10 protein-coding genes are annotated in these 11,389 nt (G+C 71.6%); 4 read left to right on the plus strand and 6 right to left on the minus strand.

What is annotated here, in order from left to right; all coding sequences use genetic code 11:
• Window positions 1–5: 5 nt before the first annotated feature.
• On the plus strand, window positions 6–344 hold the full coding sequence (locus AC1DZC_RS10705) for a hypothetical protein (RefSeq protein WP_477043227.1): 339 nt from the start codon (window positions 6–8) through the stop codon (window positions 342–344).
• Between the two features lies 1 nt (window position 345).
• Here AC1DZC_RS10705 and AC1DZC_RS10710 read toward each other — a convergent pair whose 3' ends face one another.
• The 4 genes from AC1DZC_RS10710 to AC1DZC_RS10725 are packed head-to-tail and all read right to left on the minus strand — an operon-like array spanning window position 346 to window position 4,367.
• Window positions 346–1,161, minus strand: coding sequence for an MBL fold metallo-hydrolase (locus tag AC1DZC_RS10710; protein ID WP_477043228.1), 816 nt, complete (start codon window positions 1,159–1,161; stop codon window positions 346–348).
• A 52-nt stretch (window positions 1,162–1,213) separates the two neighbouring features.
• Window positions 1,214–2,134 carry an RNA polymerase sigma factor gene (locus tag AC1DZC_RS10715; RefSeq protein ID WP_477043229.1) on the minus strand — a complete coding sequence of 307 codons (921 nt, stop codon included), beginning with the start codon at window positions 2,132–2,134 and terminating at the stop codon, window positions 1,214–1,216.
• A complete protein-coding gene (locus AC1DZC_RS10720) occupies window positions 2,131–2,478 on the minus strand; it encodes a VOC family protein (RefSeq protein ID WP_477043230.1) in 348 nt (115 codons plus the stop codon). Before AC1DZC_RS10720 ends, AC1DZC_RS10715 begins: the two co-directional genes overlap by 4 nt.
• Window positions 2,475–4,367, minus strand: a complete 1,893-nt coding sequence (locus AC1DZC_RS10725; RefSeq protein ID WP_477043231.1) for an ABC transporter ATP-binding protein — start codon at window positions 4,365–4,367, stop codon at window positions 2,475–2,477. Before AC1DZC_RS10725 ends, AC1DZC_RS10720 begins: the two co-directional genes overlap by 4 nt.
• A gap of 94 nt (window positions 4,368–4,461) precedes the next feature.
• Between AC1DZC_RS10725 and AC1DZC_RS10730 the strand changes: the two genes are divergently transcribed.
• From AC1DZC_RS10730 to AC1DZC_RS10740, 3 genes are all read left to right on the plus strand, one after another.
• Window positions 4,462–4,878 (plus strand): MarR family winged helix-turn-helix transcriptional regulator, encoded by a 417-nt coding sequence (locus tag AC1DZC_RS10730; protein WP_477043232.1) that lies wholly within the window; start codon window positions 4,462–4,464, stop codon window positions 4,876–4,878.
• A 298-nt stretch (window positions 4,879–5,176) separates the two neighbouring features.
• Entirely contained in the window at window positions 5,177–6,442 is a 1,266-nt protein-coding gene (locus AC1DZC_RS10735) for a threonine/serine exporter family protein (RefSeq protein WP_477043233.1), read from the plus strand.
• Window positions 6,443–6,537: 95 nt separating this feature from the next.
• Window positions 6,538–8,715, plus strand: a complete 2,178-nt coding sequence (locus AC1DZC_RS10740; RefSeq protein WP_477043234.1) for an eCIS core domain-containing protein — start codon at window positions 6,538–6,540, stop codon at window positions 8,713–8,715.
• Here the strand turns inward: AC1DZC_RS10740 and AC1DZC_RS10745 are convergent.
• Both AC1DZC_RS10745 and AC1DZC_RS10750 read right to left on the minus strand, forming a co-directional pair.
• A complete protein-coding gene (locus AC1DZC_RS10745; protein WP_477043235.1) occupies window positions 8,700–9,182 on the minus strand; it encodes a pyridoxamine 5'-phosphate oxidase family protein in 483 nt (160 codons plus the stop codon). The genes AC1DZC_RS10740 and AC1DZC_RS10745 overlap by 16 nt on opposite strands.
• Window positions 9,183–9,279: 97 nt before the next feature.
• Window positions 9,280–11,382 (minus strand): (Fe-S)-binding protein, encoded by a 2,103-nt coding sequence (locus tag AC1DZC_RS10750; protein ID WP_477043236.1) that lies wholly within the window; start codon window positions 11,380–11,382, stop codon window positions 9,280–9,282.
• Window positions 11,383–11,389: the final 7 nt, after the last annotated feature.

The raw sequence follows: 11,389 nt of genomic DNA on the forward strand, positions 1-11,389 counted from the left end.
TGGTGGTGAGTGCTGAGCAGTTCGTGAGCGCCGTCGACCGGTGGTGGGACATGACGTTCCCGCCGGGGAGCCACAAGCCGGCGTACGACGACTTCAAGGCCGACCTCGTGCTCGCGGACCTCTGGGTGGCCGACATGGTCCTGCCGTTCGTGCGGCACGGCGTGGTGCGGCCCGACCCGATCGGCATCCCCGACAAGCTCGCGTCGCTGCACGAGCGGGCCGTCGACCTTCGTCTGGAAGCGCTCAAGGAGTCCGACCGGCTGCTCACGGAGTGGTACGTCGAGTACGCGGCGACGCTGCGGGACGTCTACGCGATGTACCTGGAGCGCCTGACGATCGTCTGACTCAGGTCAGGTCGTCGTGGTCGCCGCGGACCCAGGCGATGTGGCGGTCCGCCGACGCCCGCAGGACCGCTCGCGCATCGTGGTCGATGACGTTCGCGAAGTTGCCGTAGAGCCGGTCGAACGCGAACCGTTCGAGGTGGGTGGTCACGCGCTCGACCACCGCGGCCGACAGCGGCAGGTGGTTGGGGAAGCTGCGCATGAACGCGACGGACTTCCGGTCGGGGTTGGCGAAGACGGTGTCGCCCGAGAGCAGGACGCCGCGCCCGTCGGCGCCCGCCGCCCAGTGCAGCACCGCGCTGCCCGGGAAGTGCCCGCCGGGCTGGCTGAGGGTCAGGCCGGGCAGGAGCTCGCGTTCGCCGGACCAGGTCCCGACAACGGGGTCCAGCCGGCCCAGCCAGTGCACGTCGGACTCGGCGACGAGGACCTGCGGGTCGCCCAGCCGCCGGCTCCACTCGACCTGCACGCCGTACATGTGCGGGTGGCTCGCGACGATCGCGACCACCGGTCCGAGGGTGCGGATCGCGTTCACCACGGAGTCGTCAAGGAAGCCGATCGGGTCCCACAGCACGCTGCCCGCGGGGGTGCGGACCAGCTTGGACTGCTGGCCGATGCCCGCGCCGGGCGTGCTTGTGATCGCGTAGAGGTCCGGTTCCAGCTGCGACAGGGACGCCACGTAGCCCTCGTCCGCCAGCTCCTCGAGCGTCGCCCACGCCTGGCCGGAGGCGGGGACCCACTGGCGTTCGTCGGCGCAGATCGCGCAGACGTCGGGCCGGGACGAGTGCTCCACGCCGCACGTGCGGCAGATCCAGAAGGTCATGCTCCGACCCTGGTCCGGACCGCTCAGCGCGGCAACCCCTCGCGCTCCGTCCCTACTCCAGGCCCAGCGCCCGCAGGGTGGCCGACGACAGTGGGACGGTGTTCGTCGTCTGCGGGACCGCCGTGCCGTCCTGCACCGCGTAGAAGCCCTGGGCGCTGTTCACCAGCGCGCCGTCGGCCAGCAGGAAGACGTACTCGTCGCCGACGACGAGGGCGCTGGTCGGTGCGTCCGCGGGGTCGTCGTAGGTGAACGTCGTGGTCGACGAGCCCTTCGCCGTGGCCGTGACCTCGATCGTGCCGGTGCCCTCGTCGAGTGTCACCAGGGTGCTGCGGACGATCGTGTCCGAGGCGTCCTCGAGCTGGGCGGTCGACGTGTAGAACGGGAAGTCGAGCACGCCGTCGAGCTCGGGCGGCGCCATCCGCGGTGCGAGCGCGATCATCGTGACGATCGCGAGGCCGACCAGGACCAGGCCGACGCGTACGGGCGTGCCGAGGCGCTTGCGTCGCGGCGGGGCGTTCTCGAGGGCTGCCGCGGCCCGAGGTGTCAGGACGCGCAGCTCGTCCCAGGCACGCGGTGGCAGCGGCACCTCGACCTCGGGTACCGGGTTGGGCTCGCCGGGCACGCGCCGCGCCGCGCTCAGCGTCCGCTGGACCTGCATGCGGGACTGGCCGGTCACCGTCGCGATCTCGGTGATGCTCAGCCCGTCCCAGAACCGCATCCGCAGCACGGTCCGCTCGAGGCCGTTCTCGTTGCGGGGGAGCAGGCTGTCCGCGGCCCCGACCAGCCAGCCGAGCGTCACCGGGACGTCGTGCTGGGCGGCGGTCCACGCGAGGCGGAACACGCCCTGCGCCACGTCGGCGGGGTTGCCGGCACCCCGGCGCGCCGCGTAGCGGACGATGCGGCCGTAGGTCTCGGCGTACAGGAGCGCGAAGGCGTCCTCTGTCCGGGGATCGGAGCGCGGATCGGTGGTCACGCGGGCTTGACCACGCACCACTCGTTGCCCTCGATGTCGAGGAGCACCTGGAACGACCCGGCGGTGTCGGCGTGGAGCTCGCCCTGCCGCACGGCCCCGAGCGCCTCCGCCTCGACCGTGGCCGCGGCGATGTCGGCGACCTCGACGTCCAGGTGCACGCGGTTCTTCACGGCCTTGCCCTCGGGGACCCGCTGGAACGCGACGCGCGTCCAGCCGGGCGGGTCGACGTACCACCAGTCGTCGTCGCGACCCTTGGCCTCGCCCCCCAGCACCTGCGCCCAGAACGCCGCCAGCGCGGGCGGGTTGGCGCAGTCGAAGACCACCTCGTCGATGCGTCCGATCATGCGGCGACGGTACCGGTGACCTCCGCCGGTGCGAACTGCGTCCGGTACAGCTCCGCGTAGACGCCGCCGCGGGCGAGCAGCTCGGTGTGCGTGCCCTGGTCGATCACCCGGCCCTGCTCCAGGACGACGATCGAGTCGGCCTGCCGGATGGTCGACAGGCGGTGCGCGATGACGATGCTCGTGCGGCCCGTCAGCGCGACGTCGAGCGCGGCCTGGACGGCGGCCTCGGACCCGGAGTCGAGGTGCGCGGTAGCCTCGTCGAGGATCACGACGTCCGGGGCCTTGAGCAGCATCCGCGCGATGGCCAGACGCTGGCGCTCGCCGCCGGACAGCCGGTAGCCGCGGTCGCCGACGACGGTGTGGATGCCGTCGGGCAGCGTCCGGACCAGCGCGCCGATGTGCGCCTGGTCGAGCGCCCGCTCGATGTCGTCGTCGGTGGCCTCCGGGCGGGCGTAGCGCAGGTTCTCCGCGATGGTGTCGTGGAAGAGGTGGGCCTCCTGGCTGACCACGCCGACCGTGGCGCGCAGCGACGCCTGCGTGACGTCGCGCAGGTCCTGCCCGGCGATCCTCACCGAGCCGCGGGTCGGGTCGTACATGCGCGTGACCAGCTGCGACAGCGTCGTCTTGCCCGCGCCCGAGTGGCCGACGAGCGCGACCATGTGGCCCGCGGGGACCTCGAAGCTGACGTCGGTGAGCGTGTCCTCGTGGACCTCCCTGGTCAGGGTCGCGACGGACTCCAGGGACGCCAGCGAGACCTCGTCGGCGCTGGGGTAGCGGAAGCCGACGTGGTCGAGGCTGACGGATGCTCCCTGTGCCCTGACGGGGATCGTCAGGTCGCTCGCGTTCTCCTTGTCCGCGACCGTCGGCTCCAGGTCGAGGACCTCGAGCACCCGCTCGAACGAGACGAGGGCCGTCATGATGTCGACCTGCACGTTGGACATCGAGGTGAGCGGGCCGTAGAGGCGCCCGAGGTAGGCGGTCAGCGCGACGACCACACCGACGGTGAGCTGGCCGTTGATGGCCATGACGCCGCCGATGCCGTAGACGATCGCGACGGCGACCGACGCGAGCGTGGTCAGCCCGACCCGGAACCACGTGGAGTACAGGGCGCGCGTGACGCCGATGTCTCGGACGCGACCGACCTGCGCCGCGTAGGCGGCGGACTCGCGCTGCGGGTCGCCGAAGATCTTGACCAGGTGCGCGCCCGCCACGTTGAACCGCTCGTTCATGATCTGCGCGGCGTCGGCGTTGAGCTCGTAGCTCTCGCGCGTGACCTTGGCGATCTTCTTGCCGAACCAGCGGGCGGGGAGCACGAACGCGGGCAGCAGGACCAGGCTCAGCAGGGTCAGCTGCCAGGACATGCTGAGCATCGCCGCGAGGACGAACACGATGGTCAGCGCGTTGCTGACGACGTTCTGCAGCGTGCTGGTGAAGGCCTGCTGCGCGCCGAGCACGTCGCCGTTGAGCCGCTGCACCAGCGCACCGGTCTTGGCGCGGCTGAAGAACGCCAGCGGCATGCGCTGGACGTGGTCGAAGACGGCGGTCCGCAGGTCGAGGATGAGGCCCTCGCCCACCTGGGACGACACCCAGCGGTCCGCGACCGACAGGCCCGCGCCGAGGAGCGCCAGGCCGGCGACGGCGGCGGCGATGGTGATCACGACCTCGGTGTTCCCCGCGGTGATGCCGTTGTCGATGAGGTTCTTGAACAGCAGGGGGGTGACCGCACCGGCGGCGGCCTCGAGCGCGATGAGGCCGACGAAGATCGCGAGCTTGCCGCGGTACGGGCGCGCGAACTGCAGGATCCGGCGGCGGGTGTCCTTGGTGAGCTTGTGCTCGCGGACGGCCTGGTCCTTGAAGAAGCCGCGCATCGTGGGGGCTGACTGCGACATGTGTTCGCTCCTTGCGTGCGCCTGTTGGGGGCCTGGCGCAATGCTGAGGTTAACTCACTATGTTGCAGACTCACAACCGGGTAGCCTCTGCTGTGTGAACACCGAGCACGGGTCCGATGCTTCCGGGGAGCTCCTCGAGCTGCTCTACGCGATCCTGCGCGGGGTCCGACGGGAGGCCGGGGCCCATGCCCCGGGGCAGCTGCGGTTCCTGCGCACGCTCGCCGGGTGCGGCGGTCCGCAGCGCCCCGGAGCGTTGGCCGACGCGCTCGGCGTGGCCCCGCGGTCTGTGACGTCGAAGGTCGACCTGGCCGAGGCCGACGGGCTGGTCCGGCGCCTTCCCGACCCGACAGACCGCCGCGCGACGCTCGTCGAGCTGACCCCGGCCGGGCGCTCGCTGCTGGCGGCGTCCGCCCACCAGCGGCACGAGCACATCGCGGCCCGCCTGGCGCGACTCTCGGAGCCGGAGCGGGCCGAGCTCCTGCGCCTGCTGCGCGTCGTCGGCTCGGACTGACTCCCGCCGTCCCGCGCGTGCCTTCTGAGGCAAGCCGGCCGGGCGCCCGGCCTGCTCGTCGGCCGGCCCCGGCGGCATCCGAGGCGTGCCCGACAGTGCGACCGCGCGCCCGACCGGCGGCATCGGTGCGGGGGCTGAACGGGACCGGTGCGTCGTCGGCAGGGCTCGACTACTCGGAGTATTCAGCGGGCCATGACCACGGTCAAGGGTGGTTTTGACCCGATTTCGACGGATCGGCCAGCCGCGCTCCCCGGCTCGGCGTGATGGACCGGACGGCCCGCTACGAGAGCATGGTCCGGTGACCGCCCGTCCGGACGACGACGAGCTCGAGCTGATCCGTCGCTCGGGCGTCGTGCTGCGCGTCGGCCGGCTGAGCCTGTCGTCCGGTACCGGCTCCTACCGGGTCAAGGCGTCCATGGCGCGGGTGGCCCGGGCGCTGGGCATCGAGCGGCACGAGGCGCACGTGACGCTCACCGAGATCACGACGACCTCCCACCGCGGCGCGAGCTTCCGCACCGAGGTGACCGAGGTCCGCTCCATCGGCATCAACGTCGACCGGCTCGCCGCCCTCGAGCGCCTGGCCGGCCGCCTCGACGCCACGGGTCGCGCGACCGTCGACGAGGTCTCGGCGTCGCTGGACCGCCTCGAGGCCCGGCCCCCGCTGTACCCCCTCGTCCTCAACGCGCTCTGGGCGGCGATCGCCTGCGCCGCGTTCTCGTTCCTGAACAGCGGCGGCGTGATCGAGGTGCTCGGCGTCTTCCTCGGGGCGTTCCTCGGCCAGGCGCTGCGCCGCACGATGGTCCACCGCCGCTTCAACCCGTTCGCGACGACGATGGTCTGCGCTCTCGTGGCGTGCCTCGGGTACCTGGCGTTCGTCTCGCTGCTGGAGCTCGTCGGCGTCACCGGCGTGCCGCACGAGGCGGGCTACGTCTCGGCGGTGCTCTTCCTGATCCCAGGGTTCCCGCTGGTCACCGGCTTCCTGGACCTCGCGAAGATGGACTTCTCGGCCGGTGTCGCCCGGCTGACGTACGCGCTCATGGTCCTGACGTCCGCGGCACTCGCCGTCTGGGCGCTCTCACTGGTCGTCGGGTTGACCCCCGACCCGCCGACCGCCCCCGCGCTCGAGCCCGGCGTGCTCCTCGCCCTGCGGTTCGTCGCGAGCTTCGTCGGCGTGCTCGGGTTCGCCCTGATGTTCAACAGCCCGTGGCGGATCGCGCTCGCGGCCGCCGTGATCGGCATGGTCGCCAACGTCCCGCGCCTCTACCTGGTCGGGACGGACGTGCCCCCGCAGGTCGCGGCGGCGCTGGCTGCGCTGCTGGTCGGGCTGGTCACGGCCGCCGTCGCGCCGCGGCTCGACGTCCCGCGGATCACGGTCTACGTGCCGGCGGTGACGATCATGGTCCCCGGCGTTCTCGCCTACCAGAGCGTCTTCCACATCTCGAACGGCGACACCGTGGAAGCCCTCGCCGCCGGCGTCGAGGCCGCGCTCGTCGTCGCGTCGCTGGCCATCGGCCTGGCCATCGCCCGCATGCTCACCGACCGCACGTGGGCCTACGACCGCTGAACCGGGCAGGGACGACCATTGCCCCGGCCGCGGATGCGGCGGAGACTGCTGAGCAGCGTCATCCTCCGGTGTGACGCGCCACCAGGGGGCATGACATGCCGATCGACCGTTCCGCACGCATCCACAGCCGTGAGCCCGTCGAGCGGTCACGGCCGGCGCCGTCGGCCGTGGCGGTCGTTGCGGGCCCGCGGTCCCCGTTCCCGCTCTCCGGCCTGGTGCACCCGGTCCGCCGACTGACCGACGCGGACGACGCGCTGGGTGGGACGGCCGTGGTGCCCGAGACGGCGTCGGCCCTGGAACGGCTCCGCGGTGCCGGTACGCGGCTGCCCGAGTCGGTCGCCGGGCCCATGGGCGAGGCGATGGGCGCGGACCTGAGCACGGTGCGGGTGCACGCGGACCCGGAGGCCGACCAGATCTCCCGCTCCCTGCAGGCCACCGCGTTCACCCACGGCCAGGACATCTACTTCACGCAGGGCTCCTACGCCCCGGGCACGCAGAGCGGGCAGCGCCTGCTCGCGCACGAGCTGGCGCACGTGGTGCAGGCGAGGTCGGGGGTGCGCCTGTCGGCCTCGGGCTCGGCGCCGACGATCGGGCATGCCGCGGACCCGGCGGAGGCCGCCGCGGACGCGATGGCCGAGACCGTGCTGGCCACGTTGCGGCGGCACGCGGTCGACGCCGACCCTGCGCGCGGGTCGGACATCGGCTCGGGGCTCTCGCGACTTCGCCGGACGCCCGCGCCGGTCATCCGTCGCGTCTTCAGCTTCGCGCCCACGGCGGAGGAGAAGAAGGGCAAGGTCGACCCCGCACTGGCCAAGGCGGTCGAGGCCTCGAGGAGCTACGAGCAGGCGATCGCGGACGCCAGGGAGACGATCGAGGCCCTGGAGCCGGAGAGTGCGCGGGTGGCCGGTCTGGCGGAGCTCGAGAAGATCGAGGACTTCTTCGAGCAGTGGGACGGGTACGTCGACGTCGACGACCGCAGCAAGGTCGTGCAGCCCGCGATCGACTACGGCGTGCGGCTGACCGAGATCGCCGACGAGTGCGTCGCGCTGGCGCAGGCAGCCCTGGAACCGGTCGTCGAGGTCGCGACGACGAAGACGAGCTCCAAGCCCCGGAAGCTCACCGAGCAGGAGCGGAAGGCGGCCAAGGACCAGGAGCGGAAGGCCAAGTACGAGCAGAAGGTCGCCGAGGAGTCGAAGGCGAAGACGCTGGCTGAGGACAAGGCGAAGGCCGAGCAGCAGGCCAAGGACGACGTGGTCCGCGCCGGGGTCAAGAAGTCGGGCGCGAGCCCCGAGGTCAACACACGGCTCACGTTCCTCGGTGGAGACGAGCTGATCGTCGCCGCGGACATCGTCAAGGCCCTGATCCTCAAGGGGGTCCCAGCCGCGTCCGTGCTGGCGGCCATCCAGTACCCCGTCCACGGCAAGACGGCGGCGTCGGACCTGATCCCGGCCGCGTCCGTCCCTGGATTCCTGGCTCTGGCGCACCTCACCGGTGCGACCGGAACCGTCGGTCTGGCGCTCGCCGCGGGCCTGCCGCTCGCAGGGACGGAGTACACGCCGGACATGGCCAGAGCGCTCCTCCAAGCGTCCTGGGCCTGGACGCCGCAGCCGTCGGCCGACGGAATCGCGTGGCTCCTGGGCAAGAAGACTGAGAAGGAGTTCCCACGGATCTACAACCTGGCCCTCGACAAGGACGCCAAGTTCTCCGGCCTCCTGACGCTCCTGCGTGAGCCGGATCCCGTGTACACGCTCGAGGAGACGCTCACGCTGTGCGAGAGGTTCAAGGACACTCCGCTCGCCCTGAGCGAGACCTTGAAGCTGAAGGTGCTCGACACGGATCTCCCCCGGCACGCCGAGCTGATCATGGAGTACCGGAACACGCAGCGCATGGACGAGGAGGGCCAGCTGATCGCCCTGCGAGCGATCGCGCACTTCGAGGCGGGAACGAAACCGAAGATCGTGATCGACGACTACGCCAAACCCTTCGGGCGGACCAGCGCGAACCCCAACGCGCAGGAGAACACCGACAGGCAGGCCATGACCGGGTTCCTCAGCATGCAGTTCGACGGTGACGGCACGTGGCACCCGATCCACACCCACTGGTACCACGTCGGTGACGGCAAGCTCTTCGCGATGCACATGGCGCTTGACAAGGACGCTGACGACAAGCGGTACGAGTTCAGCTGGTGCTCCGTGTTCAAGCCCCTGATGGACGAGATCGACACGCTGCACAACGCCAAGTTCGCGAAGCAGGACGGCTACCGGACGGACTGAGGTCCTGCCTGGACCCACGTCCCGTCGCGCATGATCCAGCGGCCGGCCAGCTCGTCCTCCTCGCGCCACACCTGGATGCTCCCGGGCGTGACGCGGAAGTAGGAGTAGAGCTCGGTCTGCCGACGAGGATCGAAGCCCGCCTTGGCGGCGAACGCGTCGCCGAGTGTGGGATCGAGGTCGCTCGCTGCGGTGACGTCGACGGTTCCGCGCACGAGCACGACGTCCCGGGTGAGGCCGACCCCGACCTGCACCACCGGGTTCGCAGCGAGGTTGCGGCCCGTCGGGCTGCTCGTCGTCGTCGCGAAGAGCAGGGCGTCCTCGTGCCACAGGAACGACAGCGGGGTCAGGCGCGGGGTGCCGGTGTCCGTGTCCGTCGTCGCGACCCAGCCGTCGACGTCGTGGCCGAGGCGATAGAGCGCATCCTGCCGCCGGGTCTCGGTGTCGCGCGGGCCGAGATGCTCGGACACGGGGTACCTCCTGAGATCGGTTGTCGACGACGACCATCGTGGCCCAGGGTCGGCCCCCACGTCCCGGTTGTCGACGACGTCGTGGCAGCGAGCCTGGTCAGGGCTTCTCGCGGACGCGGTCGAGCAGCAGGACGGCGATGTCGGACACCTCGGCGCCGCCGCCGGCCGCCGCGACGCCGTCGGTGAGCATGACCGTGCAGAACGGGCACGCGGTCGCGATCGTCGTGGCGCCGGTGGCGAGGGCCTCCTCCGCGCGGGCCGTGCCGATCCGCGTGCCGATGGTCTCCTCCATCCAGACGCGCGCGCCGCCGCCGCCGCAGCAGAACGACTGCTCCTTGTTGCGCGGCATCTCCGTGACCGTCAGGCCCGGGATCGCGCCGAGCAGGTCGCGCGGCGGGGCGTAGACCTGGTTGTGCCGCCCGAGGTAGCAGGGGTCGTGGTAGGTGATCCTGCGCGCGTCGTCCGTGGGCAGCGGTGTGAGCCGGCCGTCCGCGACCAGCGTGTTCAGGAGCTCGGTGTGGTGCACCACCTCGTAGCGACCGCCCAGCTGCGGGTACTCGCGGCTGATCGTGTTGAAGCAGTGCGCGCAGGTCACGACGATCCGCTGGGCCCCGACCTCGTTGAGCATCTCGACGTTGGCGCTCGCGAGCATCTGGAACAGGATCTCGTTGCCCGCGCGGCGTGCCGGGTCGCCGGTGCAGGACTCCCCGTCGCCCAGCACCGCGAAGCTCACGCCGGCCGTGTGCAGCAGCTCGGCGACGGCCTTCGTCGTGCGGATCGCGCGGTCCTCGTAGGCACCCGCGCAGCCCACCCAGAACAGGTACTCGATCTCCGCGGCCGACTCGACGTCCACCCCGACCACCGGCACGTCGAAGTCCAGTCCCTTGGCCCAGGCGAGCCGCTGCCGCGCGGGCAGGCCCCACGGGTTGCCCTGGCGCTCGAGCTTGGTGAACGTGCCGCCGAGCTCCTTCGGGAACGCCGACTCCATGAGCACCTGGTAGCGGCGCATGTCCACGATCGCGTCGACGTGCTCGATGTCGACCGGGCACTGCTGGACGCACGCGCCGCAGCTGGTGCAGGCCCACAGGGCGTCGGGGTCGATGATGCCGCCGCCCAGCAGGTCGATGCCGGCGTGGGACTCGTCGGGCTGGGGGAGGCCCGCCTGGAGGTAGGGAGCCGTGGCCGCGGCGTGGTCGCGCAGCGCCAGCGTCACCAGCTTCGGGCTCAGCGGCTTGCCGGTCGCCCACGCCGGGCACTGGTCCTGGCAGCGGCCGCACTCGGTGCACGTCGAGAAGTCGAGCAGGCCCTTCCACGTGAAGTCCTCGATCGCCCCGACGCCCAGGCGTGCGTCGTCGGGCAGGTCCTCCAGCGCTGCGAGGTCGATGACCGCGCCGTCGGGCGTGCGCAGCGGCTGGAGCGGACCGAGGGCCACGGACCCGTCGGCGTCGCGACGCGCGTAGACGTTCACCACGGCGAGGAACCGGTGCCACGCGACACCCATGGTCGGCTGCAGCCCGATGACCACGAACCACGACATCGACACCACGATCTTCACGGTCGCGACGACGACCACGGCGGCCTCGAGCGTCGTCGTCGGAACCCCCGTGAGAGACGACCCCAGCCACGCCGTGAGCGGATAGTGCCAGGCGCTCCCGGCACCCAGCGCGTACTCCAGCGCGCGGATCACGATCACCGCCAGGACCACGGCGAGCACGGTGCCCTCGACGTAGAACGCGCGCAGCTGGTGCGACCCGAAGAACCGCGACCTCCTCGGATCCGGTTCCCGGGGCAGCAGCCGGATCCGCAGCACGATCAGCGCGACGATGCCGACCAGCGCCGCCCAGGCGAACGCCTCGATGGCCCACTCCAGCGGCGCGAGGCTTCCCAGGATCGGCAGCGTGAACGTCGGATCGACGACCTGCCCGTAGCCCGTGACCAGCGCGACGAAGAGCAGCGGGAACGAGATCATCACGACCCAGTGCGCCACCTTGACCACGGGCCGGTGCTGGAACCGTCCGTGCCCGAAGACCTCTCGGACCAGGGTCCGCGTCCGCGGCCCGACCGGCGTCCACCTCCCGCCGAGCGCCCGCCCCACCCGCACGGTCCGCACGATCGCGGCGACCCCGCGCGCGAAGACGCCGACGCCGACCAACGTCGCGACGACGACGATCCCGAGGCACACGATCTGCAGCGCATCCACGGCCGCC

Source organism: Cellulomonas sp. P2_B4, from assembly GCF_056404795.1.